Below are 23447 nucleotides of genomic sequence, written 5' to 3'. Positions count from 1 at the left end.
CGGCGGCCGCGTCCTCTACCTCGGCGTGGGCACCGGCGTGGGTGGTGGCGTGGTCGTCGACGCAGCGGAGGGCGCGCCGGCGCTGTTCGGCCCGTTCGAGATCGGCTACGTGATCACCGACCCGGGCGCCTCGTGCAGCGCACAGGCTGTGGCGTTGCGCTCGCGGGATCGTGCTGGCGTGTGCGGACACCGCTGGTGAGTCGAACAGCCAGATCGCGCAGCAGCTCCGGATCGCCCGTCACCCGGTGGGGAAGTGGCGTTACCGGTTCGCCGCCGATCGGCTCGACGGGTTGCTGGACGAGCCGCGGCCGGGCCGGCCCCGCACGATGGCCGACGCCGACGCGGAACGTGTCATCACCACTACGGTGTAGACCACACCGAACCTCTACCCCGACCCGCCCGAACGCGCCGTCGTGCTCTGCGTGGACGAGAGCTCGCAGACCCAAGCCCTGCAACGCACCACCCCGGTGCTGCCGATGTTGCCCGGCACACCGGCCCGGGCGAGTCATGACTACGTGCGTGCCGGCGCCTCCAGCCTGTACGCGGCTTTGAATCTGGCCACCGGCGAAGTGATCGGCTCGCTGCACGGCCGGTACCGGGCGATCGAGTTCAAGAAGTTCCTGATCACCCTTGATCGTGAGGCCCCCGCCGACCTGGACGTGCACGTGGTGCTGGACAACGCCTCCACCCACAAACCCCGGCAATCAAACGATGGCTGGCCGCACACCCGCGCTTCGTCCTGGACTTCACCCGACCAGTAGTTCCTGGCTCAACCTCGTCGAACGCTGGTTCGGCGAACTGACCACCAAGAAACTGGAACGCGGCACCCACCGCTCGGTTCGTGCCCTCAACAACGACATCCGCGACTGGATCGAGACCTGGAACAACGATCCGAAGCCCTCCGTGTGGACCAAGCCACCGGCCAGATCGTCAAATCCATCGCCCGCTGCTGCACCCGCCGTCAACGGCGCAGGGCACTAGAAGTGGCACGAGATGTCTAGGCTTTCCCGCCCGACCAGTTGTTTCCACATGACCGCGAGCTCGATGCGTGACTTGGCGCCCACCTTCTGGAAGATCTTGCGGAGGTGGAAGGCGACGGTGTGGCGAGACAGGAACATCTTGCCGGCGACCTCGGCGTTCGTGAGTCCTCCCGCCACCAGTTCGGCCACCGCGTATTCGGTGTCGGTCAGCGCGGGGATCCGGCTGCTGGGCCAGAACCTCGCCGCGGCCTTGGACGTGTCGTGGCGCCGCAACTTGCTGCGGACCCGAGACGAGTCGCGCGGGGAACCCGCGTCCGCGTAGGAGCGCATGGCCGTCTCGTAGTGCGCGCATACCTGCCGGAACTCTTCGGAGCTCTCGGACAGGAGATCGCCGATGTCCTCGTTCACCGAGGCGCGGGTCCACGTGTCGCAGCCGGAGGCGACGGCCTGTTGGAGCAGGTTGACGTCCTTCTCGAGCAGTGCCTCGAGGTGCAGGGCGGCGGCCGCGATGGCGTGGATCTCCGGGTTCTCCGCGGCGAGCGCCACCGCGCAACGCCGGACACGCTGGGCGGTTTCCCAGTCGCCCGCCCGCAGCAGGATACGCACGACGAACGACGCCGCCGTGGGCTCGGACAACAGGAAACCCCGGGTCGACGCCTCGGACTCGAGGAGCGCGCGGGCGAGCGGTACGGCGACCTCCCAGCCCTTCTCCGCCTCGATGATCTGGACGACGAGCCAAGCGGGCGAGGCCCAGGGAAAGGGATCCCGGCCGAAAAGCACGTCCTCTTTGAGCTGATTGGCATGATGGATCATCGTGGCGAGTTCACCACGCCGCATCGCGGTGATCGCGCGGACCATGTTCCCGATCGGAGCCCACGACGCGTAACGCGGATCGTTCGCCACAAGCATTCCCGTGTCACACAGGTTCCCGGCCTCGTCGATACGGCCGTCACAGAGCGCGATCTTGGCTTTGACCAGTGCCGTCACCGCGTTGATGGCGGGATCGTCGACCGCCAAAGCGGCTTGGCGCACCGCATGCCGGGCCTCATCGATACGCCGAAGGTTCGTCAACAACAGCGCGAGCTGCAGACTCGCCAACGCCGTGCAGCACTCACTACCCCGTCGACACCTGGCCGTCGCCGCCGCCTCGGCCAAAGAGATGGCGGAGACGACATCACCCTCAAGCCAGACCGAACCGGCCGTATGCAAGATTTCAAGATTGATGCAATTGTGAGTTGAGAGACCTGACGCAGCTAGACCCATAATGCCCAATCGAACTCCCCGAAGTCTTCAAGCACATTTTGAGGTATCGTGCGCGACCCGATTCCCGAATTGCCTCCACGGACCCAAAAACAATCTTAGAGGGCCAAGCCATGCCATATATCGATGATCGCCCCCGCAGTCATGGACGACGATACCGCATGACTGTGGCATGTCAAGGCGAACTTCGACTCGTATTGACAAGAATGATTTCTACCAAGTTTGACGGGGTAGGTCGATGGGGTCCCGCGAGTCATTGGCCAGGTGGCGCGGTTGTTGGCGCCAGGCGGTGATCAAATAGGTGGTGACGCTCGGTGATTTTCGTCGTCGATAGGATCGCGGCGAGATAGGAGTCGGACACTGTCAGACCGGGTAGTTGTCGTCGCCACGGGCGGTTGCCACGATAGTGCACATGCCCGGCGCCATCCGCGCTCGGCGCATCGAGAGGCGCCCGATGACCGAGGTACTGCTGCTGAACGGACCGAACCTCGGAATTCTCGGGGAACCGGGAGCCGGAGATCTACGGCAGCGACACGCTAGGCGACATCGTCGCGGCCGTGAACGACGAGGTCGCCGCAGCGGGCTGAAAGGTGATCGACGTTCAGAGCGAGAGCAAGGTCGATCTGATCCGGGCCGGGCACGCGCACCGTTTTTCGACGGCCGGCGAGATCGTCAATCCGGGCGCCCTCATGATCGCGGGCTGGAGCCTGCGGGACGCCTTGGCGAGTCTGTGCTGGCTCCGCTGGCGCAAGGCGTCGTCGTGGGCCTTGGCTCTCTCGGCTACCGGCTGGCCGCCCGTGCCCTTCTGCATCTGCTCGACGGTGGCGAATGGGCATACGCGATTCCCGGAAAGCGAAGGAAATAATAGTGAGGTTCTGGCTCAGAGACCTTTTTCGCCGGTGGGCCGGGCTCGCCGCACTGCTTCACTCGGATGCCTGGTATGCGGCGGCGCAATTCGCCTGCTGTGACGTACCGGCACTTTATCTGTTCAATATGCCGGTTCACTCAGGCGTCGACGACCCGCATCGCCGGGTCCTTTTCTCTCCGCGCTTCGAGGTGGACATCGACGGTCTGTGGCTGGTCGACGACGCCGCCGAATAGCAGCGCGGACCGAGCCTCACACCGAAGCCTGAGCAATGCGGCCGTCCGGGCCGGTTCCCCAGGGCCAGCCCGGACGGTGCCGTCGCTTCGCCGTCCGAACGCATGCCCGTTCCGCCGGCTCGGCAAGTGATGAACGTGATCGGCGTCCGGCTCGAGGGCCAGACGCCGACACCCGTTTCTGATCGCGGGCGATAGCGGAAGCAGATTCGGCCGCGTTTGCGGCGGTGGGCGGCTTGGTCGGTCTTGATCGGGATGGTGGCGCGGATGCCACGTCGTCGTAGCAAATCGCGGTTGGCCTTGGAGGAGTAGGCCTTGTCGGCCAGCACTCGGTCCGGGCAGGCGCGTTGGCCGGCCTCGGCCGGTGCGCGGACCCCGGATGGCCTCCAGCACGACGGGGAACTGCGGGCTGTCGCCGCATTGCCCGGCGGTGATGACGACGGCCAGGACCCTGCGGCCTTGTTCGCAGGCCAGGTGCAGCTTGGTGGTTCAGCCGCCGCGGGAGCATCCAAGGCCGTGTGTTGAGCGCCAGGAACTTGTCGTGAGCGACGCCGAGTTTTCTGTCGGCGGTGAGGCTGTGGTCTTAGGCGTACAGGGCAGTGTCAATCATCTACATCGAGTAGATCAGATATCACGCTGCGTGTCATCCGGGCCGACGGAAGATCGCCTCCGCCGCAGCCGCGCGAGCCATCATCGGTGTCAACGCCGCCTCAATCGTGGCTCTGGCACACATTTTGGATGCTGTTGGTGATCTTGGTTGCGTGATCGGCTCGGGGTGCGTCGTTGCCAGAGCTGGCAGGGTGTTGATGTTGACGTAGCGGGATGGCGATGGGGCGAGGTTCGGGTTCGGTTGTGCCGGTGGAGGCGGCTCGGTGGCGTGGGCGGCGAGCCCGAAGGGCACGCCTGCGATGGCGATGCGTGATCGGTTGCAGGACCTGTTCGTTGACGACGACTTCGTCGATTGGTTTCCGGCGTACGGCCGTCGTGGGGTGTCGCCTGCTCGGTTGACGTTGGTGTCGGTGTTGCAGTACGCGGAGAACCGCACCGATCGGCAGGCGGCGCGGGCGGTGGCGTGTCGCATCGACTGGAAGTACGCGTTGAGGATGGAGTTGACCGAGCCGGGGTTCGATCATTCGGTGCTCAGCGAGTTCCGGGACCGGCTTGCCGAGTGCGACCGGGCGGATCGACTGCTCGCGGTGCTGGTCGATCGGCTCGCGCGGGCGGGGTTGGTGCGGGCGCGGGGCCGGTAGCGCACCGACTCTACGCATGTCCTCGCGGCGGCTCGCCGGCTGAGCCGGGTGGAGTTGGTCGCGGAGACGATGCGCGCCGCGCTGACGGCCCCGGCAAAGGTGGATGAGGTGCGGCTGGCCGGTGTCATGCCCGTGGAGTGGGCGCAGCGGTACGGCCGGTCGGTGCGTCACGAGCGGCAGCCGACCGGGGCGGTTGCGGTGCGTCAGTATGTGGAGTAGATCGACGCGGACGGCATTGCCTTGCTGCGGGCCGTCTACGGGCCGGCGGCCCCTGCGGTCGGGCCGGGGGTGGCCGCTGTCGAGGTGTTGCGTCAGGTCTGGGTCCAGCAGTACTGGTACGACGAGTCAGGACAGGTGCGGTGGCGGCATGGCGCTGGCGGAGCATCTCCTGGACAGTGGCTATGTCACACCCGAAACGGTGCACCGGGCGTCGATGGCTCATGGGATAACGATCATCGGGCCGGTCCGCCAGGGCCCGCGTGCCGTCGAACGGCCAGGCTTCGCCAAGGAAGACTTCCACGTCGACTGGCGAGCCGAGACCGTGACCTGCCCACAAGGCACGGTCAGCCCACGGTGGAAGCCGATGGTGGCAGACGGCGAACCTCGACTGTCGGTGCTGTTCCGGACCTACACCACGGCGACTCCGGTCGACGCGTCGGCAACCTCCACGGCCCGAAGCGATACAACCGCCAACTCCAACGCGTCTTCTACACATCAGCCCTGATCAGCATCCAGCGCAGCCCCGCTTCAAAGTCCCGCTACCAGCGCAAACGAGCTCGGGGCAAACGCCACGGCCAGCCGTCCTTGCTCTCGCCCGGCGCCGCGTGAACGTGCTCTGGGCGATGCTGCGCGACGACCGACCCTACGAGGAAGGGCAACCCCTGACCGCCCTTGCCGCTTGACAAACAGTATTGAGAATCAGGCGGAGCTGACAATCGGGCCCCCGGTCACGGAAATGCCGTGACCGGGGATCCAGGATCAGCTACCGCGGAAGGTGTCGACCGTCGCTGAGCTAGTTCCGGTACCGGAACACGATCCGGCCGCGCGTCAGGTCGTACGGCGTGAGCTCGACCAGCACCCGGTCTTCCAGATAGATCTTGATGAAGTTCTGGCGGATCTTACCGCTGATGTGCGTGAGCACCCGGTAGCCGTTCTCGAGCTCCACGGTGAACATGCCACTGCGCAGGCACTCGACGACCCTGCCCTCGACTTCGACGCCTTTCCTGGTCCTCGTCATCGGATCAGCTCCAGGTTACTGCTCACCGGCCGGGCCCCGATGCCCTCGAACAGCGCCGAGGCCGCCTGGTTGGACTCCTGGACTTCGGCCCAGGTCGCGGCGAACCCGGAGCGGTGCAGCGTCTCCAGCGTGTGGGCCAGCAACGCCCGCGCGATGCCGCGGCGTTGCTCGCCGGCCCGGACCGCGACCAGCCCGATGCGCGGCCGATCCTCCGTCACCACCCGGATCAGACCCAGGTAACGGTCCGGCGCTGCGGCCACGACGTACTTCGACGGGTCGCCGATGGTATCGCCCTCAGGCAGGGGAATCACCTCCGCAGGCATCGACTGCCATCCGACGGCCGCCTCGACTTCGTCACGGATCGCGCGGTCCACCGCCCGCAACAGGCCCTCATCCGCCTGACCGGCGGGCACGATCGTCACACCCGAAGGCAGTAAGACTTCTTCGAGCCCGGTGACCTGCGGGTCCGTCGGCACGTCGTACTCCCACTCACGGCGCCGGACCGCGAAACCGGCCCGCCGCCAGCAGGCCGTCAGCTCGACGTCGGCCTCGTCGACCACCGTGTACAGCGGCGCCGGCAACTCCGCCAGCATCACCTCGGCAAGCTGATCGAAGGTGGCGTCATGCCAGGCATCGATGCTGACGAACAAACGACCATCAGGCCGGTGCTCCGCATACGTACGACCGACCACCAAGCTGTCATGCAGCGCATGCCATTGCCTGTCCGCGACACGCGTGATCACCACCGCGTTCTCACTCAGGCCAGATATCAAAGGCTTCATGTCCATCAGAGTTCCTTCCAGGAATGCCTCGACCTCAGGCGCTCCTGGCGACACCGAACGTCAGCCGCCGGACCGTGACGGACTCAGGGAGCACCCATGGGTGTTTACGTTCACGGGTCTCACCTCCCTACAACGAATTCACGGCCAGCAACGACAATAGCAGCAGAACGCAGCACCCCGCAAACACTTATGCGGTGCCGACGGGATGCCTGCCCGGCCCGGCGGCGTCGGGTCCAGCGGTGGCGTCGAGGCGTCTACCAAGCTGAGGGATGTCGGACCGGCACAGCCGCTTTTAACCTGCTGAATGCGGGCCGAGAGGGTTTCGCGGGTTCTCCCCACGCGTACGCGCCGGAGCTGATCCGAGCTCCGGATCCGGTGTCTGCCCCGCCCGCGATCGGGGGCGGCCCCGGTGCCCGATGGGGCCCGCTCTACGAAAGGACAGGGTTTCGCCCATGACCGACCAGCCGTTCAAGTTCTCCGTGATTTCGGAGCCAAAGGACGCGAAGCAGTGGCTAGGCGTGGCCAGGCAGGCCGAAGACCTCGGGTTCACCACCCTGCTCATGGCCGACGTCCTGACTGCGCCGGCGCCGTTCCCCGCCCTCGCCCTCGCGGCCGGGGCGACCACGACGCTGCGGGTGGGAACGTGGGTGCTCGCCGGCCCGCTGCGCTTGCCGCGCATGGCGGCATGGGAGTCCCACACGCTGTCGGCGCTGAGCGGCGGGCGATTCGACCTCGGCATCGGGACGGGCCGGCCTTTCGTCCTCGAGGACGCGAATAAGCTGCTCGGCCTCCAGGCGCCGCCGGCCAAGGAACGCCTGGCGCAGGTGGAGAAGACGATCGACGAACTGCGCGCCCTCGACGGAGACGCGCACACCCCGGTGCTCATCGCCGCCGGCGGTCCCAAGGCCCGTGCCCTGGCCGCCGCCAAGGCCGACCTGGTCACGCTCGCCGCGAGCCCGTTCACCGCCCGGGAAGAGATGGCCGAGCGGGTCGCGGAGGTGCGCAAGCAGGCCGGGGACCGGGCCGAGGAGCTCGAGTTCGTCTCCCCGATCTACGTCATCGGCGACGAGGCACCGCCTTGGGTTCCGCGTCTCCTGCGGACCGACATGAAGACGCTCATCGAGCACGACTCGCTGAACATCCTGCGCGGGAGCCCGCAGGAGATGGCCGACGAGCTGCGGCGCCGCCGCGAGACCCTCGGCTTCTCCTCCTTCACCGTGAACGCTGTGTTCATCGATAAGTTCGCCCCGGTGGTCGAGCTTCTCACCTAGTCACGCGGACTACCAGGGCTCTCGCCGGACCGCCGCGAGGGCGTCGGCGCGGCAGTCGTCGCCGGAGGGCCTTCGGCGGGAGCGTGGTGGACATTGGACGGGTTGCGGACGAACAACATCGGTCGGGATCAGGTCCGCGAGGACACCGGCGCCGTGGCCCGCGCCGGTGACAGAGCGCTGATCTCTCGAAAGGCAACACCTATGCATTCTCTGCAGTTCACCGCCGAGTCGTCGTCGAAGGGCGTGGTGGAGCGCGACTTCGTCATGGGCCAGGTGCCGGGCGTTCTCTGGTCGCCGGCCTCCGGCGCCGATAGGGCACCGCTGGTGCTGATGGGCCACGGTGGGGGCAACCACAAGAGGCATCCGGCGATGGCGGGCCGGGCGCAGAGCTTCGTGGCTGGTTGCGGCTTTCACGTCGCCGTCATCGACGCGCCCGGTCACGGCGACCGGCCGCGCACGGCGCACGACGAGCAGGAGGTCGCCGCGTTGGCGGCGGCGAGGGCGGCGGGTGAGCCGGAAGGTCCGGGTGCCCGGCGCTACAGCGGGTATCTGGCGGAGCTGGCCGTGCCGGAGTGGCGGGCGACCCTGGACGCGCTTCAGGAGCTTGCGGAGATCGGCGCGGACGGGCCGGTGGGCTACTTCGGCATCAACCTGGGCACCGCGATCGGGGTGCCGCTGGTGGCGGTCGAGCCCAGGATCACGGCCGCGGTCTTCGGCCTGCACTGGCCCGATGACCTGGCGGAGAAGGCGAAGCAGATCACCGTCCCGATCGAGTTCGACATGCAGTGGGACGACGAGGACATCCCGCGCGAGGCCGCCCTAGCGCTGTTCGACGCCTTCGCCTCGACGGAGAAGACGTTGCACGCCAACGCGGGCAAGCACCATGAAGTGCCCAGGTTCGAGGTCGACAGCGCGGCCCGGTTCTTCGCCCGGCATCTTGGCGGGGTGCTCACCTCACCGGTCTGAGGTGAGTGGCAGCGGCGTCCGGTCTGCCCATCGGGCGCCGCTACCGCGGCCCGGGTCAGGCAGCGTCATGGCTTACCGGTCGGCCGCCGTCCCTGCCGCGCGGTTCGCCCGCGAGGAGTAGGCGCCGATTCGATGTCGATCCGGATCGCGACGCGGTCAGGCGGACCTGTTGATCACCGCGCCGCTGACCTTCCATCGGGCGTCGTCCTGCGGGCGGTCGCCGACGCGTCCAGCCTGTGCCAGATCAGCTACACCGGCAGCCTCGACGCCATCGCCGACGCCCATGGTGGATCCGTTGCTACGGCGTGTTGGCACCGCCAACCGTCAGGCCGGGGGATGAGGATCCCTCTCAATGTGGCCTATCAATGGGAGCATGACACTGAAGATCGGTTACAAGGCGTCGGCCGAGCAGTTCGGCCCGCGCGAGCTCGTCGAGTACGCGGTCAGCGCGGAAGGCCACGGCCTGGACAGCGTCTGGATCAGCGATCACCTGCAGCCGTGGCGGCACGACGGCGGACACGCACCATTCTCCCTGTCCTGGCTCGCCGCCGTCGGGGAACGCACCGAACGGGTCCAACTCGGCACCAGCGTGCTGACCGCCACATTCCGGTACAACCCTGCCGTGGTGGCACACGCGTTCGCCACCCTCGGACTGCTGTACCCCGGCCGGATCGCACTCGGCATCGGCAGCGGTGAGGCCCTCAACGAAGTCGCGGTCGCACGCATCACCTGGCCCGACTTCAAAGAACGGTTCGCCCGCCTACGCGAAGCCGTGGACCTAATCCGCCGACTGTGGACCGAAGACCGCGTCACATTCGAGGGGCAGTACTACCAGACCACCAGCGTGTCCATCTACGACCGACCCGACGTGCCCGTCCCCATCTACATCGCCGCCGGCGGCCCCGTCATGGCCAAATACGTCGGCCGCAAAGGCGACGGCTTCATCTGCACCAGCGGCAAAGGCATGGAACTGTACACCGAAAAGCTCCTGCCAGCCGTCGAAGCAGGCGCCGACCAGGAAAACCGCGCCCACAACACCATCGACAGGATGATCGAGATCAAGCTCTCCTACGACCCGGACCCAGCCCGGGCACTGGAAAACTGCCGATTCTGGGCGCCACTGTCACTCAGCCCCGAACAGAAGGCCAGCTTCGCAGACCCCGTCGAGATGGAAAAAGCCGCCAACGAACTACCCATCGACCAGGTCGCCAAACGCTGGATCGTCGCCTCCACCCCAGACGACGCCATCACCCAAATCAGACAGTACATCGACGCCGGATTCAACCACCTCGTCTTCCACGGCCCCGGACACGACCAGGAACGCTTCCTCAGCACCTTCGCCCAACAGGTCCTCCCCGGCCTACGCACCCTCGGCTAACCACCCACCACCACCCCACCCCGACACCCGCGAGCACGAGCACGAGCACGAGCCCAAACCACCACGACCGAACCAAGGCACCTGACACGAACCCCCGCTCGCCGCTGCTCCTCGACGTCGACGGTCCGACCGAGGTGTCCGAGCGGGTGATCGCCGCGCTCGGCGAACGCTGAGAGCTACTCGGGGGTACGCACATGGGCAGGCAGGACAGCTGACCGAGCTGGACGAGGACTTCGTCCAGGAGGGCCCGGGCGAGGACATGCTGTCCGACCTGGTCCACGCCAGCGACGAGGGCGACTCGCTGTCCGAGGTCGAATTCGTCTCGATGGCGTTCCTCCTCGTCGCGAGGCACGAGACCACGGTCAACCTCATCGGCAACGGCGTCCTGGCTCTCCTGCGCGAGCCCGCGTAGCTGGCGGCCCTGCGCGAAGACCCCGCGCTGCTGCCGGGAGCGGTCGAGGAGTTCCTGCGCTTCGGCGGCCCGCTGCACTTCGCGAGCCTGTGCTTCACCACCGAACCCGTCGAGATCGGGCACGTGACGATCCCGGTCGGCCAGTTCGTCCTGATTTCACCGCTGGGCGCGAACCGCGACCCGGAGCGCTTTCCGGATCCCGACCGGCTGGACATCACCCGCCCGGCGTTCGGCCACGGAATCCACCACTGTGTCGGCGCCCCGCTCGCCCGCCTCGAAGGGGAGGTCGCCATCGGCGCCCTGCTCGACCGCTTCCCCGGCCATCCGCCCGACCGCGGACCCGGACACCCTCCGCTGGCGCGCGGGCACCCTGATGCACGACCTGGAGACCCCTCGGTGCGGCTGCGCCAGGACCCGGCCTGGCTGCCGCCGCTTCTTCCCGATTTCCGGGCATGGCGAAGAGACGTGCGTATCGGCGGTTTCCCGGCTTGTTCGCTACGGCGGCGCGAGCTGGCGTGGCCTGTCGCCCGGCCAGGTCGACGACGCTATTCATCTCTACAACCTCGGCTGGTCGCTGGCGCGAGTCGGTCGGCACCTGGGTGTCGAACACGTCGTTGTGCTGAACGAACTGCGCGAACGTGGTATGCCCGCTCGAGACACTCACGGACGTTTCCGCGGCGAAGCAGGTAATCATCGATGACCCGAGCTGCAGCTGTGTCAACTCGCTCGGCTTCGGAAACGTCCTCAATGGATGGGTCTTCATGTCTTCTGCTAACGTTCCTGTCCAGCCGTCAGCCTTGGTCGCGGCGGGGGCCACCCGCGCCGATGCCACCGAGCGCCGCATCACTGGGCTCTATAATCAAGGCCGTCGAGCAGCTCAGCTCCGATCGATCCCGGTCGGGGCAGACCTGCTGCTGCTGGAGTATTTGGATACTGTCGTTCGGCGGCGATTCGTTCGAACGTCGACCCGCTAACCCTTTGGAGAAGCCATGTCTGTTCTTGTCATCGGCGCGTACGGCAGTGTGGGCAGCCATGTGGTGGCTGGGCTTGTGTCCGCCGGAGCCTCGGTCCGGGGTACCAGCCGGACGCCGGGGACCGGCGATTTGCCGGACGCCGTCGAGATGGTCCGCCTCGACCTGGAGGAGCCGGAGACTCTGCCGGCGGCGCTCGAGGGCGTCAAGAAGGTCTTCCTGTACGCCAGCCCGGGCGGCATCGCCGAGTTCATCAGCGCGGCGCGGGCGGCCGGGGTGGAACACATCGTGTTCCTGTCGTCGGCTGCGGTGGTCGAACCCGCCATGAAACACAGCCGGAGCGCGAAAGAGCACTCCGCGGTGGAGGAGGCGTTGCAGGAGTCCGGAATCGCGTGGACCTTCCTCCGCCCGACCACGTTCGCCACCAAGCAGCTCAGCTTTGCTCGGGCGATCCAGGCCGGGGAAGTGTTGCGTGTTCCGTTCCTGCAAGGGCGCACCGCGTCGATCCACGAACGCGACATCGCCGACGTGGCGGTCCGCGCCCTGACCGGCGCCGGGCACGAGGGGCAGGCGTACTGGCTGACCGGACCGCAAGCCTTGACGCAGCAGGAGTACATCGAGACGATCGGAGCGGTGATCGGGCGGCCGATCGATGTCGTCGATTTGGCTCCGGAGGACGTCGAGCCAAAGATGCCGGAATTCCTCATCCGGACCCTGACCGAGCTCCTGGCGGCTCCGTGCGTCGTGACGTCCGCCGTCGAGGAGGTCACCGGGGTGCCGGCCCGCTCGTTCCGGCAGTGGGCCGAGGACCACGTCAAAGACTTCAGCTGACTGCCTGCTGCTCTCCTTCCTGATGACCGGTCAACCTGCGCCGGCAGCGGGCCAGCGTCCTGCGCTCGACCGCCGCGATCCTGGCCTTCCTCAACTTTCTCATCGCCCTCGCGGCGCGAATCCAGCTACTTCACCGTGAAAAGGCGGGCGTGCCGGTCACTGCGCCGAGGCGGTGCCGGCGCGCTCATCGGCAATGAAGGAATCGATCCGGGGTTCGATGAGCTCGGCGGCGCGCCGGATGTCGGCCGTGACGGCCTCGTGGCTCTGGTCCGGCATGCTGTCCGCGCGCAGGTGCCGGCGCAGGTTGTGGAACTGGCGCGCCACAGCCCGATCAGCGCGGCGGCGACGCTCTGGGGCTCCGGATCGTCCACCGCACGCCCGGCTCGGGCGGCCAGAACCTCCGCGGCCACGGTGATGAAGCGGGCTGTCATGTCGTCTCGATGCGCGCAGGGACGGGGGTTGCCCGGATCAGATCGCCGAAGCGCCGGTGGGCGGCGATCGCCGTGGCCGGCTCCTCGACCGAGCTCAGGGACATTTTCATGGCGTTGAGCTCTGCGGCGAGGATGTGCAGTGCGGCGTCGACCGGCGACGTGCCGGGGGTGGCCAGTTCCACGCGCAGCGCGGTCACGCCGTCCCGCGATGACAGGGTCCGCGGGTCGAGGACGCCGAGCGTTCCGCCCGGCCGGGTGCGGAGTTCCGCCGGCATGGATTCCCACCCTGCCGCGGCCGCCCGGGAGGGCCTCGTGAACGCACCTTCACCCGATGGTGTCGAACCGGGCGATGTCGTAGAGTGCCGGACGTCCGAGTTGCCGCTGAGCGACTGGGGCGGCAACGCCTTCCCCACCCGAGTCGACCGTTGGCTGCGGCCCGCGGCCTGACGCGATTCAGCCTTCCCGGGAAACGTCGGGCCGCCTCATTCGCGGTGACCACGTGCAGTCAATCTGAGGGATGGTTACCGCGGCACTCGCCGGTTAGTCTGCGATTTATCTCGCTCGGCCACTGGTCATCGCATTTTTCCCGGACAGGAAGGCGAAACCGGGTGATGAGTACGACGCATGCGCCGTCGCCACCCTCAAGCGCTGGAAAGCCCTGACCAAGCAGCCTTGCTGCCCCCGACGCGCCACCACAATCGTCCAAGCCATCCGCGTCCTACATCACGTCCAGACCAGGGGCGGGCGCATGTCCGGCGTCACCAGGCGTGTCCACCGCGCCCGGTGAAGATCCGCTTCGCGTACGGAGCGGGCTCGTCGATTCGGTGCGCCAGGTGCTCGCGAAGCGAGAGCAGGACGCGGCCGGAGGCCTGCGTGACGCACGCCCGACCTTGCCGCACCGCGGCCGGGGCGAGCCGGAAGGCGGCCCGGTCGACCTGGCGCAGCAGCATGCCGGGCGCGGCCCCGAGCAGACTCACCGCGCCGATGACGTTGCCCTCGGCGAACGGTGCCTCCACTCGCGAGGCGAGCGATGCCGCGGGCACTTCGCCGCGGGCGACCGCGAACGCGAGCGCGGCGAACGGGAAGGTGTGCGGGTGCAGGCGCTGGCCGAGCCGCTTGAACGCCTCGGCGCGCGGGATGTCGCCGAGATTCTCGGGCACGCTCGCGATCTTGTCGAGGGCGGCGAGCAGGGCGCGCCCGCCCGAGCGGGTGGGCGAAACGGAAGGTTGCGACCGCTTGAACCTGCCCCGCAGGCAACTGTCAGACCGAGGGATATGGATCCCTCCTCACGCGATCTAGCGTCGACAGGGTACCCGAGACAGCAGCCGTGACAGAGGGGTGGGTGGCAGATTCCGTGGCTGATCCGACCGAAGCCATGCCGAAGAGTCGTGACCGGCAGGCGGCGTTGAGCGTGAAACGGGTGCTGACTCGTGAACAGCTGGAAGAGTTCGCCGAGCGCGGTTACATCGTGATCCCGGATGTCGTGCCGCCGGACCTGATAGCCGCTGCCAACGCGGCGGTCGATGAGCAGCTACGCGCCCGGCCGCCGGCGGAAGGGCACGTTGGGGTGGTCTACAGGTTCCAACAGCTGGAGGATGCGCCGGTGCTTGCGGCGTTGCTGCGTGACACCTCAGCCTTCTCGCTCGCCGAAGGACTCACCGGGAACGGTGCGCTGGAGTTTCCCGAGACAGTACAGACCGCACTGACTTACCCGCCCTTCAAGGACGCCCGGGAGAAGCCGCACATCGACGGCGGTAAGGGGCGGAAACCCGGTGATCCCCCATGGACATTCACCATGCTCGCCGGGTTTTTCCTGACCGACCAGTCAACCGATGACACGGGAAACCTCTTCGTCTGGCCGGGAACACACCGCGATCACGCACAACTCTTCCGCGAGCGTGGACCCGAGGCCTTCACGACCTACCCGAATGTCAAGCTGCCGGAGCGAGACATGGTGCGCGGTCGTCCGGGCGATATGCTGCTGAAGCACTACCTCCTCGGCCACAACGGCGGCAACAACACTGGCGATTCCGTTCGGCGCACGGTCTACTTCAGGATCCGGCGCCGGGGGCACGAGGCGACGTGGGGTCAGGCCCTGCAAGATCCCTGGTACGATTTCGCGCCGCTGCGAGGGTTGGTGCCGTCGTCCGGTGAAACCGGTCAGCAGGGTCGGTAGCTGTGAGATCTCGGTAGCTCTACGGCTATCCGCTCGTCGCCGGCCTGCGGACTCGCGGCCTGGGCATGGCCAAGGCCTTCGGGGCGGTTCCGGCTGCGGGGTTCGACGCCTTCTCGCACGCCGGCGTCCTGGCCGGCCCGGAGGCGAAGTGCGTGTCGGGCAACAACGACACCTGGTGCTCCACGGCCCATCTGAATCTGTCCGGTCGGCCGCTGTCGCTGCGCGTACTACGTCGGCAAGCGCGCCACCGGCACCGGCGAGCAAAGCTTGAGGAAGCCGATAAATGGGAACAAGAAGCCATCAGCAAGACAGGGGTGGAGACTATTATGCCTGACGTCAACGATCTCGTGGACGTGGCGACCGGTGACGTCATTCTGGCCGAGATCGATGTCACGCTGCCCGGCGTCCTGGCCCTCGTGCTCGAGCGTGCCCACAGGTCGTCCTTCCGCGCAGGCCGGTGGTTCGGACGGTCCTGGATGTCGAGCCTTGACCAGCGCCTGCAGGTGACCGGCGAACGGATCTGCGCGAGGTTCGCCGACGGGGAGATTGTGACGTGGATATCCCCGGGCAGCGCCGGTGATCCCCCCTCTATCCCGGTAGCCGGCCCCGCATGGCCGTTGCGGCAGAACCCGGACGGCTCCTACGCCATCAGCGACCCGCAGCGCGGCCTCACCTGGCAGTTCGAACGCCGGGCCGGATATGAAGACGACGAACTGCCCCTGATCTCGGTCACGGACCGCATAGGCCACGAGATCACCTTCAGCTACGACGCGGTCGGCCGCCCGCTCAGCATCGTCCACTCCGGCGGCTACCGCGTCCTGGTATCGGTCACCGACGAGCGCGTCACCGCGCTGGCCCTCGCCGGCCGCGACGGTCAGGACGACATCCCCCTGCGCCGCTTCGAATACGACGCTTCCGGCAACCTGTCCGGAGTCATCAACTCCTCCGATCTGCCGCGGCGGTTCACTTACGACGGCGCGTGCCGTCTGACCGGCTGGACCGACCGTAACGGCTACTCCTGCCACTACACCTTCGACTCCGAAGGCCGGTGCGTCCGCGTAGAAGGCCCCAACGGTGTCCTATCCGGCACCTTCGCCTACGAGCCCGGCATCACCCGCTGGACCGACATCGACGGAGCTGTCACCTCCTACGCGATCACCGAGTCTGCCCAAGTTGCCGCGATCACTGACCCGATCGGGAAAACGGTGCGGACGGAATACGATGAACGTGGCCGTGTCGCAGTCCGCACCGACCCCCTCGGCAGGGTCACGCGATATGCCTACGACGACCGCGGAAACCTGCTCTCGGTAACCAATCCGGACGGTCGCGAATCCCACGTCGAAGCCGATGAGGCCTGCCTCCCGACACGGATTACCGGGCCGGACGGAAGTTTCTGGCTGCAGGGTTTCGACAAGAACGGCAATCTCACCGAACTGACTGCGCCCGACGGCTCGGTGCTCAAGTACGGGTATGACAGCCGCGGGCATCTCGCCGAGGTTGGCAGTGCGGATGGCGCGGTCACCACGATGGAATGCGATCCCGCCGGGATGCCCGTGACCGTCACCAAACCCACCGGCGAAACGACCCGGTACGAGCGCGACCAGCTAGGACGAGTCGTGCGTGCCATGAGCTCCGACGGCGGGACAACGGCCTATGCATGGACGACGGATGGCCTCCCTGTCTCCCGGACCCAGCCGGACGGGTCAACCGAGTCCTGGGCCTGGGACGGTGAAGAGAACCTGCTGCGACGGATCTCCGCCACGGGATCGGTCACGTCGAACACCTACGGGCCATTTAATCAGCTTGCGTCGATCGCCTGGCCGGGCGGTACATGCAGCGAGCTCGAGTATGACCACAACTGCCGCCTCACATCGGTAACCCACGGCGGGCTGAAGTGGCAATACGAGTTGGACTCCGCCGGCCGGCTGAGTGCGCAGACCGATTACAGCGGAGCTACCACCCAGTACTGGTATGACGCCGCAGGACAGCTCGTACACCGTGTGAACGCCAGCGGCCATGAGGCCTCGTTCGCCTACAATCTGCTTGGCAAACTGGCTTCTTATCACCCCGCAGAGGGTGCGGTGACGACGTTCGACTACGATCCGGCAGGCCGCCTCGTGAGCGCGAAAAACGACGACGTGGACCTGGTCTTCGTCCGGGACTCGCTCGGACGGGTGGTCACCGAAAGTTGCAACGGTCGCGCAGTCACCAAGACCTACGACGCGGCCGGAAAGGTAGCGAGCCGCGTCACTCCGTCCGGGGCTCGTACTGCCTGGGTCTACAACGCCGCCGGAATGCCTTCGGCACTCACCTCCGACGGCAGGGAACTACGGTTCGGCTATGACTCCGCCGGACGGGAAGTCCAGCGGGACCTGCCCGGAGGAACTGTCCTCACCCAGGAATGGGACCAACTCGGTCGCCTCGTGACTCAGGCCCTCACCAGCTCGGCTGCTTCCTCCAGTCAGGAAGGATCCATGGTCGCGGGGCAACTCCTCCAACGGCGCGCGTATACATACAGCCCAGACGGATTCGTCACGGGCTTGGAAGACCTGCTCACCGGCGAACGGGCGTTCCGCCTCGATTCCGCCGGGCGTGTCACCGCCGTTACTGGCCGAGGTGACGGATGGTCGGAGCAGTACGACTATGATCCTGCGGGCAACATCGTGAACGCCGTCTGGCCGGCCTCGGCCACTGGTCCTGCTGCCGGAACCCTGGAGATGGCATCGCAAGGGCCCCGCGAGATAGACGGAACCCTAACCACCCGGGCCGGGAACATCCGCTACCGCTACGACGCCGCCGGGCGCGTCATAACGCGGACGCGAACTCGGATATCCGGCGATACTGACACTTGGCGCTATTCGTGGGACGCTGACAGCCGGCTTTTCTCTGTCGCCCTCCCCGACGGGAGCAAGTGGCACTATCAATACGATCCCATTGGGCGGCGCATCGGCAAGCGTCATCTTTCGTCTGACGGCGAGCTACTGGAGCAGACGCAGTTCTCGTGGGACGGGGGAGTAGTCGCCGAGCAGGAGGACCTCCGCAGAGATAGCGAGAAGGTCACCACATGGAATTACCGGAATGACTCGTCCATCCCGCTCACTCAGGCCTCGCGAACCGTTATCCGCGCAGATTCCGAAGAGGAGAGAATCGACGAAGAATTCTACTCTGTAGTCACAGGCCTGAGTGGTGCACCGATCGAGCTCGTCTCCCCCGACGGGGCCCTCGTCGGCAACCAGCAGCACACACTGTGGGGGCAATCCTCCTGGCAGCATGACACCGCGACCACCCCGCTGCGATTTCCCGGTCAGTATTGCGATCAAGAAACAGGGCTGCACTACGGAAATCACCGCTATTATGATCCCGAGACTGGCGTTTATCTCTCCCCTCACCCCCTAGGGTTGACGTCTGCGTCAAACCCTCACGCGTACGTCCCGATTTCTTTTATCGCCAACGATCCTCTTGGGCTCTTGAACTGCGAAGAAGCAGCGTGGGTGAAGACGGCAGATAAATGGATAGGCTCTCTGTTTCTTTCTCATCATCACCTGCAGGTTTACGCTGACGTTGACGGGTTCGACGCGCGCCTATTTGCGGGTGGGGGTCGTGATGGAGTCGGCACGTGCCGAGATGCCCGCGGTCCCCAATGAGGCCGTGAGGCTGCGGGCTGCGAACGGGTGGCTGCGGGAGCGGCACGGAAGCACGTGCTGGTCACCGTGCACCCCAGGGTCATTCGGCGCGTCGTCGATCGCCGCGATCACCGACTGATTACACGATGCTGGACGCACAGGCCCGCGACCGGCTCGGCTCCGGCCACAGTGTGCCAGCGGGCGCCGACGAGTAGCAGGTGGTCGACGCGATCGCAGGGGAGTACCAGACGGGCGCGCAATGGTGGCGCCTCCGGCCGGAGTGCGTCTCCTGGAGGGCGTTCACATCCGGCTGGGCAACTGGGGGCGATCGCCGCGGCGTCTTCAGGCCAGCAGGTGCTCGCGCATCTTCGCGCCCAGATTGATCCCACCTGTTGCCCGAGAGTTGGTCGGATCGTGCACGTCGAGGGTGTTGTTGCGGCGCATGAGCTCACGGATCGGAGGTGGCAGCCGGGGCGGGTCGCCCATGGCTGCGAGGACCTGTCCGGCGCTTGAGATCAGTCGATCGGCCAGGGCGGCGGCGTCGGTGTCTACTCGCACTCGGCCGTACTCCCAGCCGGCGGTGGTGAGGTCGAGCACCTCGAACACGCGGGTCACAAGCGGGTTCGGGTTGGTCACCCGGTCGAGCCGGGGTGCCTGGCTGCCGACCACCGCGATGGCGGCGGCCACCTGCGCGTACGGGTGGAAGCCGCACGGCAAAGTGAACAGTGGCCAGCGTAGGGCTGGGCCGGCCTCTTTCCACAGCGGTCGGTAGTTCCGGCGGTGCACCAGGAGCCGCCGGCCCGTTCGTCGGTGTATTTCGTGGGCCTGGGCCTGTAGGTCCGTGTGGGCCTCGTCGGCGACCTGGCTCACGATCCGGGCCGCCACCACCAAGCCGTCGTCGCCGTTCAGCATCCCGGTGATCGCCTGGACCTGCTCGGGGAACCGGATTTGCGCGTGGGCGCCGTACCGGTACTGGACGTCCCGTAGCAGCGCATGCTGCCGTCCCGGATCGAGTTGGACCCGCCCGCCGCCCAGCAACCGCTGGAGCCAACGCATTTCGCCTCGTTTCAGCAGAGCCGTCCCAGACTGCGGCAATGCTAGTGCGTAGGACCCTTTCCGTGTACTGAAGGGGTGGCTGAGCGGCAGTAAGGGCCGCCCACGACCGGGCGACTCTGACGCAGGCGCCAGCGGTTGCTGCTGCGCCCGGTCGCAGAGCGATTGCGACGTCGGGTGGGAGCGCTTAGATCAGGAGGTCTGGGGGTTCTGGCGTGGGCGCCGCTCCACGGCACGTGTGCCTATGGAGCTGAGTCGGATACGACATCAGCCGCGCTCGCCGCGCTCGGCGATCGTAAGCGACGACCCGACTGGGCGGTGGGTGACGCGACGGCGGTGGCCCGACCGGCGGTGATGACGTAAACGACTCAGCTCCATAGGCGCCGCCCCACAGCATCGACCGCCGCGCCCACAGCCCCGCCCCGGCCACGGTCCCTGGGCCAACCAGGAACCGCACCCGCGACTACGCAATGACCCTGCGCCCGGTCCTCGGACAGGGCGAGGAGTGCAACACTGTGTCCTGGGGGCAGCTTGGGTGAGGAGATTGGCGGCGGTATTGCTGCCGGTCGACGTGGTTCCAGCCGGTGCAACCGGCACGGTTTTCTCGTTGCGCCCATCTGTCGATGAGCGGTCGCGTCGCCAGTACTCCGCTGAGCGCCGGGAGTGTGGTGGTTGGTGTGACTCCGAGCAAGGGAGTATGGAGGGCAGGTGCTCGTGGTGGACGACATCACCTACCGAGCCACCCCCTCAGGCCCTGGTGTAGTGCACGGCCTTCGTCGCTATGTCGAGTGCGGCCTGGCACTCCTGCGCAGTGTCGGCCACCGCAGTCACGTACGCGATCCGTCCCCAGACCGTGCCCTTGGGCGGCGGCGACACGGTCCGGCCCGGGTCGGCCAGGACCACCGCCTGGTCGATGGCGGCGGGCAGCTGCGCACGGTCGACCGTCACCAGGCCGATGGTCGTGTCGTCGACGTCCACGTAGAAGAAGCGCACCCCGGCCACCCGCCGCCGGGTCGGAATGGTCGCCGAGGACCGGCCACAGGCTGCCGCGGCCGCGATCAGGGCCGGGTCCAGGCCGGTGGCCAGCAGCCCGAGGTACGGGACCAGGTCGCCGCCGAGCCGGCCGTTGACCTCGATCAGCTGCGGGCCTTGGGCACTGAGCATGAACTCGGTGTGGGTCCAGCCGTCGCGGAAGCCCAGCGCGTCGTGCGTGTGCTGGAGCAGCGCGCGAAACCCGTCGTCGTACAGCAGCGGATCCGTCGCGTCCACCAGGTGACCGACTTCCTCAGCGTACGGCGGAAACCCTACGGTCTTGCGACCGACGAACAGCGGGACGACCCGCCCGTCGGTCACCACGGCATCCACACTGATCTCCTCACCGGTCACACACTCCTCGACCAGGACCGGCGCGTCGGTGCTGTAGCGGACCGGGTCCGGCGCGGGGGTGTCCCGAGTGAAAGGGAAGAACCGGCGCAGTGCCTCGGCGTCGTCGACCCGCACGACACCGAGGCTGGCACCCAGGCCACGGGGCTTGAGGATGATGGGGTAGCCGATCGAGTCGGCCGCCGAAAGTGCCTGTTCGACCGTGCTCACCGGGACCGATTTCGGCTGCGGCACGCCGGCGCGGCCGAGCGCCTGTCGGGTCTGGGCCTTGTCCCGCAGCTGCCAGATCACCAGCGGGTCTCCGTTACGGCAACCCAGCTCCTGTGCAATGTGGGAGGTGGCGTGAATCCGTCCCTCGTCCCAGCAGAGAACCCCGGCGAATGGCGCCTCTTCGTGCAGCCCGCGTGCCACCGCTGCCATCGCCTGCCCGTCGATGGTGTTCTCCAGCACGGTCCAGCCGTCGAGGTGGGGGAGTTCCCAGGTCGGCTCCACCGTGTGGAACAGGTGAACCCGGTAATGGGAGCCGAGGGAGGCGAGCAGGTACTCCCGATAGGCCTGCATGCCGCTGGCCACGAGCAGCAGCCTGGGTCGGTCAGCGGCTCCGGTGATGGAGGTCATCTGGCAACTCCTGGCGTGTGATGAGGCGAGGATGCAGGGCCGGGTGTCCGCCGGTACCGCGCGGGTCGGCACCGGGTAGGTCAGGTGTCCGCGTCCGGCGGGGACGCGGGGATCTCCTCGATCTGGGATACGCCGCTGGCGGCGTGGGCGCCGTGGCGCTGCCACGTCTCGTGCAACAGGATGCGCCCGTCGGGGAGGATCTCGGGGGTGCTGTGACACTCGCCGACGATGATCCGCCCGTCGTCGAGCACCATGCAGTACGCGAAGTCGACCGAGCCGTCGGGCTGGCACTGCCCGGCGAGGGTGCCCCGGCGCGCGTGACCCCCGGTGAATTCGCCCCAGAGCAGGTCGCCATCCTGACAGTAGTTCGCGACGCGGCTGTGCTCCCCGCTGCCGTCCGCGACCGGCCGGAACCGGCGCCCGTGATAGTTGATCGAGAGGGCCGTGGCGTTGGGTGAGGGCACGCGTGCTCCTTGAACGGGTGGACGGCCTGGGCCGGCGATAGCGGTACGGTCGAGGTGAGTGGCTCTGGCGGTGCGCCAGACGCCGGGACACGCAAGAGACCAGCGAGTCACCGGGCCTCGGCGGCCGACGGGCGCTCGCCAGCCGCCGAGGTGGTCAATCGAGCAGGACGACGCTGCGCAGCACGTCGCCACGGCGCATGCGCTCGAACGCCACCTCGACGTCGCCCAAGCCGATCCGCTCGGTGACGAACAGGTCGAGCGGCAGCCGGCCCTGCAGGTGTAGATCGACCAACATCGGCATGTCCCTGGAGGGCAGGCAGTCGCCGTACCAGGAGGTCTTGTAGGTGCCGCCCCGCAGGAACAGGTCCAGCAGCGGCATCTCCAGCCGCATCGATGAGTCCGGCCTGGCCACCAGCACGAAGGTGCCGCCGATGGAGCGCGCGTGGAAAGCCTGGCTCCATGTCTCGGGCGACCCGGCCGCGTCGATGGTCACGTCGGCGCCGAGCCCACCGGTGATCTGTCGGATCCTGGAGACCACGTCCGGTTCCCGGCTGGCGTCGACGACATGCGTGGCGCCCAGTTGGGTGGCCATCGGCAGCTTTCGCGGATCGATGTCGACAGCGACGATGGTTGTCGCCCCGGCCAGTCGCGCGCCGGCCACGGCCGCGCAGCCCACCCCACCGCAGCCGATCACCGCGACGGTGTCTCCGGGACTGACGCCCCCGGTGCGCGTCGCCGCACCCAGTCCGGACATCACACCGCAGCCGAGGAGGCAGGCAGTGGCCGGGTCCACCGCCTTGTCGACCAGGGTGCACTGGCCCGCGTGGACCAGGGTGAGCCGGGCGAAGGCACCGATGCCCAGTGCCGCCCCGAGCGGTTCCCCGGTGGTCAGCGTCATCGGCTGACTGGCGGTGAAGTCGTCCAGACAGGCCTCGGGTGCCCCGCGCAGGCAGGGGCGACAGCGCCCGCAGACCGCCCGCCAGTTGAGGATGACGAAGTCACCTGGGACGACGTGCGTCACGTTGTCACCCACCTGCTCGACGATCCCGGCTGCCTCGTGCCCCAGCAGGTACGGGTAGCCAGAGCCGATGACGCCGTCGCGGTAGTGCAGGTCGGTGTGGCAGACCCCGCAGGCCAGCACCCGCACCGTTGCCTCGTCCGGTCCCGGGTCCGGGACCACGATGTCGCGGATCTGCACCGGTTGGCCCGGGCCGAGCGACACCACGGCCTCGACTGTCTGCGGCATGAACCATCGTCCTTGTC

23 protein-coding genes and 6 pseudogenes are annotated in these 23447 nt (G+C 67.4%); 16 read left to right on the top strand and 13 right to left on the bottom strand.

What is annotated here, in order from left to right; genetic code table 11:
- Positions 1 to 136 precede the first annotated feature (136 nt).
- A pseudogene (locus OG617_RS00560) lies at positions 137 to 981 on the top strand (IS630 family transposase); the annotation flags it as partial.
- Here the strand turns inward: OG617_RS00560 and OG617_RS00555 are convergent.
- A complete protein-coding gene (locus tag OG617_RS00555) occupies positions 978 to 2078 on the bottom strand; it encodes a LuxR C-terminal-related transcriptional regulator (RefSeq protein WP_405097717.1) in 1101 nt (366 codons plus the stop codon). The pseudogene OG617_RS00560 and the gene OG617_RS00555 sit on opposite strands and share 4 nt — an antisense overlap.
- 616 nt (positions 2079 to 2694) lie before the next feature.
- Here OG617_RS00555 and OG617_RS00550 point away from each other — a divergent pair.
- Together OG617_RS00550 and OG617_RS00545 are read left to right on the top strand one after the other, a co-directional pair.
- Positions 2695 to 3105, top strand: a pseudogene (locus OG617_RS00550) (type II 3-dehydroquinate dehydratase).
- Positions 3106 to 3107: 2 nt separating this feature from the next.
- Entirely contained in the window at positions 3108 to 3341 is a 234-nt protein-coding gene (locus tag OG617_RS00545) for a hypothetical protein (RefSeq protein ID WP_405104128.1), read from the top strand.
- 209 nt (positions 3342 to 3550) lie between these two features.
- On the opposite strand, the pseudogene OG617_RS00540 reads toward OG617_RS00545, so the two are convergent.
- A pseudogene (locus OG617_RS00540) lies at positions 3551 to 3857 on the bottom strand (transposase); the annotation flags it as partial.
- A gap of 389 nt (positions 3858 to 4246) precedes the next feature.
- On the opposite strand from OG617_RS00540, the gene OG617_RS00535 reads away from it, so the two are divergent.
- From OG617_RS00535 to OG617_RS00520, 4 genes and pseudogenes are all read left to right on the top strand, one after another.
- Entirely contained in the window at positions 4247 to 4588 is a 342-nt protein-coding gene (locus OG617_RS00535) for a transposase (RefSeq protein WP_405097715.1), read from the top strand.
- Between the two features lie 48 nt (positions 4589 to 4636).
- Positions 4637 to 4807, top strand: a complete 171-nt coding sequence (locus OG617_RS00530) for a hypothetical protein (RefSeq protein ID WP_405097713.1) — start codon at positions 4637 to 4639, stop codon at positions 4805 to 4807.
- A 148-nt stretch (positions 4808 to 4955) separates the two neighbouring features.
- On the top strand, positions 4956 to 5312 hold the full coding sequence (locus tag OG617_RS00525) for a hypothetical protein (protein ID WP_405104127.1): 357 nt from the start codon (positions 4956 to 4958) through the stop codon (positions 5310 to 5312).
- Positions 5228 to 5490 (top strand): annotated as a pseudogene (locus OG617_RS00520) (IS110 family transposase); the annotation flags it as partial. The gene OG617_RS00525 and the pseudogene OG617_RS00520, both read left to right, overlap by 85 nt.
- 110 nt (positions 5491 to 5600) lie before the next feature.
- Here the strand turns inward: OG617_RS00520 and infA are convergent.
- Complete coding sequence (infA, locus tag OG617_RS00515; protein ID WP_387026654.1) at positions 5601 to 5825, bottom strand: translation initiation factor IF-1; 225 nt, start codon at positions 5823 to 5825, stop codon at positions 5601 to 5603.
- A complete protein-coding gene (locus tag OG617_RS00510) occupies positions 5822 to 6613 on the bottom strand; it encodes a GNAT family N-acetyltransferase (RefSeq protein WP_405097710.1) in 792 nt (263 codons plus the stop codon). The genes infA and OG617_RS00510 overlap by 4 nt, the downstream gene beginning before the upstream one ends.
- A 446-nt stretch (positions 6614 to 7059) precedes the next feature.
- Between OG617_RS00510 and OG617_RS00505 the strand changes: the two genes are divergently transcribed.
- Both OG617_RS00505 and OG617_RS00500 read left to right on the top strand, forming a co-directional pair.
- Entirely contained in the window at positions 7060 to 7878 is an 819-nt protein-coding gene (locus OG617_RS00505; protein ID WP_405097708.1) for an LLM class flavin-dependent oxidoreductase, read from the top strand.
- Between the two features lie 201 nt (positions 7879 to 8079).
- Positions 8080 to 8844 (top strand): alpha/beta hydrolase, encoded by a 765-nt coding sequence (locus OG617_RS00500; protein ID WP_405097706.1) that lies wholly within the window; start codon positions 8080 to 8082, stop codon positions 8842 to 8844.
- A gap of 156 nt (positions 8845 to 9000) precedes the next feature.
- Here OG617_RS00500 and OG617_RS00495 read toward each other — a convergent pair whose 3' ends face one another.
- Positions 9001 to 9129 (bottom strand): hypothetical protein, encoded by a 129-nt coding sequence (locus OG617_RS00495; RefSeq protein ID WP_405097704.1) that lies wholly within the window; start codon positions 9127 to 9129, stop codon positions 9001 to 9003.
- 88 nt (positions 9130 to 9217) lie between these two features.
- Here OG617_RS00495 and fgd point away from each other — a divergent pair, with 88 nt between their 5' ends.
- The 5 genes and pseudogenes from fgd to OG617_RS00470 all read left to right on the top strand — a co-directional run bounded on the left by fgd (position 9218) and on the right by OG617_RS00470 (position 12436).
- Positions 9218 to 10222 (top strand): glucose-6-phosphate dehydrogenase (coenzyme-F420), encoded by a 1005-nt coding sequence (fgd, locus tag OG617_RS00490; protein ID WP_405097702.1) that lies wholly within the window; start codon positions 9218 to 9220, stop codon positions 10220 to 10222.
- A gap of 259 nt (positions 10223 to 10481) precedes the next feature.
- A complete protein-coding gene (locus OG617_RS00485; RefSeq protein WP_405097700.1) occupies positions 10482 to 10634 on the top strand; it encodes a hypothetical protein in 153 nt (50 codons plus the stop codon).
- Positions 10635 to 10907: pseudogene (locus OG617_RS00480) on the top strand (cytochrome P450); the annotation flags it as partial. It abuts the gene before it with no gap.
- 100 nt (positions 10908 to 11007) lie between these two features.
- Positions 11008 to 11334: a hypothetical protein gene (locus OG617_RS00475; RefSeq protein WP_405097698.1), complete on the top strand. Its 327-nt coding sequence runs from the start codon at positions 11008 to 11010 to the stop codon at positions 11332 to 11334.
- A 289-nt stretch (positions 11335 to 11623) separates the two neighbouring features.
- Positions 11624 to 12436 carry an SDR family oxidoreductase gene (locus tag OG617_RS00470; RefSeq protein ID WP_405097696.1) on the top strand — a complete coding sequence of 271 codons (813 nt, stop codon included), beginning with the start codon at positions 11624 to 11626 and terminating at the stop codon, positions 12434 to 12436.
- Positions 12437 to 12592: 156 nt separating this feature from the next.
- On the opposite strand, the gene OG617_RS00465 is transcribed toward OG617_RS00470, so the two are convergent.
- From OG617_RS00465 to OG617_RS00450, 4 genes and pseudogenes are all read right to left on the bottom strand, one after another.
- Positions 12593 to 12760, bottom strand: a complete 168-nt coding sequence (locus OG617_RS00465) for a hypothetical protein (RefSeq protein ID WP_405104126.1) — start codon at positions 12758 to 12760, stop codon at positions 12593 to 12595.
- Positions 12761 to 12807: 47 nt separating this feature from the next.
- Positions 12808 to 12867 (bottom strand): annotated as a pseudogene (locus tag OG617_RS00460) (hypothetical protein); the annotation flags it as partial.
- A complete protein-coding gene (locus OG617_RS00455; protein ID WP_405097694.1) occupies positions 12864 to 13142 on the bottom strand; it encodes a hypothetical protein in 279 nt (92 codons plus the stop codon). The gene OG617_RS00455 and the pseudogene OG617_RS00460, both read right to left, overlap by 4 nt.
- A gap of 483 nt (positions 13143 to 13625) precedes the next feature.
- A complete protein-coding gene (locus OG617_RS00450) occupies positions 13626 to 14027 on the bottom strand; it encodes a hypothetical protein (protein WP_405097692.1) in 402 nt (133 codons plus the stop codon).
- A gap of 194 nt (positions 14028 to 14221) precedes the next feature.
- On the opposite strand from OG617_RS00450, the gene OG617_RS00445 reads away from it, so the two are divergent.
- The gene (locus OG617_RS00445) at positions 14222 to 15043 is read left to right on the top strand and encodes a phytanoyl-CoA dioxygenase family protein (RefSeq protein WP_405097690.1); all 822 of its coding nucleotides are present in this window, start codon (positions 14222 to 14224) and stop codon (positions 15041 to 15043) included.
- Positions 15044 to 15108: 65 nt separating this feature from the next.
- On the top strand, positions 15109 to 18687 hold the full coding sequence (locus tag OG617_RS00440; protein WP_405097688.1) for a DUF6531 domain-containing protein: 3579 nt from the start codon (positions 15109 to 15111) through the stop codon (positions 18685 to 18687).
- Positions 18688 to 19008: 321 nt separating this feature from the next.
- Here the strand turns inward: OG617_RS00440 and OG617_RS00435 are convergent, their stop codons facing one another.
- From OG617_RS00435 to OG617_RS00420, 4 genes are all read right to left on the bottom strand, one after another.
- Entirely contained in the window at positions 19009 to 19722 is a 714-nt protein-coding gene (locus OG617_RS00435; RefSeq protein WP_405097608.1) for a hypothetical protein, read from the bottom strand.
- 744 nt (positions 19723 to 20466) lie between these two features.
- Positions 20467 to 21720, bottom strand: coding sequence for an ATP-grasp domain-containing protein (locus tag OG617_RS00430; protein ID WP_405097686.1), 1254 nt, complete (start codon positions 21718 to 21720; stop codon positions 20467 to 20469).
- A gap of 80 nt (positions 21721 to 21800) precedes the next feature.
- Positions 21801 to 22184, bottom strand: a complete 384-nt coding sequence (locus OG617_RS00425; protein WP_405097684.1) for a hypothetical protein — start codon at positions 22182 to 22184, stop codon at positions 21801 to 21803.
- Positions 22185 to 22338: 154 nt separating this feature from the next.
- On the bottom strand, positions 22339 to 23430 hold the full coding sequence (locus OG617_RS00420; RefSeq protein WP_405097682.1) for an S-(hydroxymethyl)mycothiol dehydrogenase: 1092 nt from the start codon (positions 23428 to 23430) through the stop codon (positions 22339 to 22341).
- Positions 23431 to 23447 lie beyond the last annotated feature (17 nt).

The sequence above is a fragment of the Micromonospora sp. NBC_01412 genome (assembly GCF_045040215.1).
Classification (GTDB): domain Bacteria; phylum Actinomycetota; class Actinomycetes; order Mycobacteriales; family Micromonosporaceae; genus Micromonospora; species Micromonospora rubida.
This window is presented reverse-complemented; position numbering and strand designations above follow the sequence as displayed.

What these genes read in the sequence shown, in the direction of transcription:
- OG617_RS00535 (WP_405097715.1), top strand. Translation starts at nt 4,247, where the DNA reads ATGGCGATGCGTGATCGGTTGCAGGACCTGTTCGTTGACGACGACTTC.
- OG617_RS00525 (WP_405104127.1), top strand. Translation starts at nt 4,956, where the DNA reads ATGGCGCTGGCGGAGCATCTCCTGGACAGTGGCTATGTCACACCCGAA.
- infA (WP_387026654.1), bottom strand. Translation starts at nt 5,825, where the DNA reads ATGACGAGGACCAGGAAAGGCGTCGAAGTCGAGGGCAGGGTCGTCGAG.
- OG617_RS00510 (WP_405097710.1), bottom strand. Translation starts at nt 6,613, where the DNA reads ATGGACATGAAGCCTTTGATATCTGGCCTGAGTGAGAACGCGGTGGTG.
- OG617_RS00505 (WP_405097708.1), top strand. Translation starts at nt 7,060, where the DNA reads ATGACCGACCAGCCGTTCAAGTTCTCCGTGATTTCGGAGCCAAAGGAC.
- OG617_RS00500 (WP_405097706.1), top strand. Translation starts at nt 8,080, where the DNA reads ATGCATTCTCTGCAGTTCACCGCCGAGTCGTCGTCGAAGGGCGTGGTG.
- OG617_RS00495 (WP_405097704.1), bottom strand. Translation starts at nt 9,129, where the DNA reads ATGGGCGTCGGCGATGGCGTCGAGGCTGCCGGTGTAGCTGATCTGGCA.
- fgd (WP_405097702.1), top strand. Translation starts at nt 9,218, where the DNA reads ATGACACTGAAGATCGGTTACAAGGCGTCGGCCGAGCAGTTCGGCCCG.
- OG617_RS00485 (WP_405097700.1), top strand. Translation starts at nt 10,482, where the DNA reads ATGCTGTCCGACCTGGTCCACGCCAGCGACGAGGGCGACTCGCTGTCC.
- OG617_RS00475 (WP_405097698.1), top strand. Translation starts at nt 11,008, where the DNA reads ATGCACGACCTGGAGACCCCTCGGTGCGGCTGCGCCAGGACCCGGCCT.
- OG617_RS00470 (WP_405097696.1), top strand. Translation starts at nt 11,624, where the DNA reads ATGTCTGTTCTTGTCATCGGCGCGTACGGCAGTGTGGGCAGCCATGTG.
- OG617_RS00455 (WP_405097694.1), bottom strand. Translation starts at nt 13,142, where the DNA reads ATGCCGGCGGAACTCCGCACCCGGCCGGGCGGAACGCTCGGCGTCCTC.
- OG617_RS00440 (WP_405097688.1), top strand. Translation starts at nt 15,109, where the DNA reads ATGGCCAAGGCCTTCGGGGCGGTTCCGGCTGCGGGGTTCGACGCCTTC.
- OG617_RS00435 (WP_405097608.1), bottom strand. Translation starts at nt 19,722, where the DNA reads ATGCGTTGGCTCCAGCGGTTGCTGGGCGGCGGGCGGGTCCAACTCGAT.
- OG617_RS00430 (WP_405097686.1), bottom strand. Translation starts at nt 21,720, where the DNA reads ATGACCTCCATCACCGGAGCCGCTGACCGACCCAGGCTGCTGCTCGTG.
- OG617_RS00420 (WP_405097682.1), bottom strand. Translation starts at nt 23,430, where the DNA reads ATGCCGCAGACAGTCGAGGCCGTGGTGTCGCTCGGCCCGGGCCAACCG.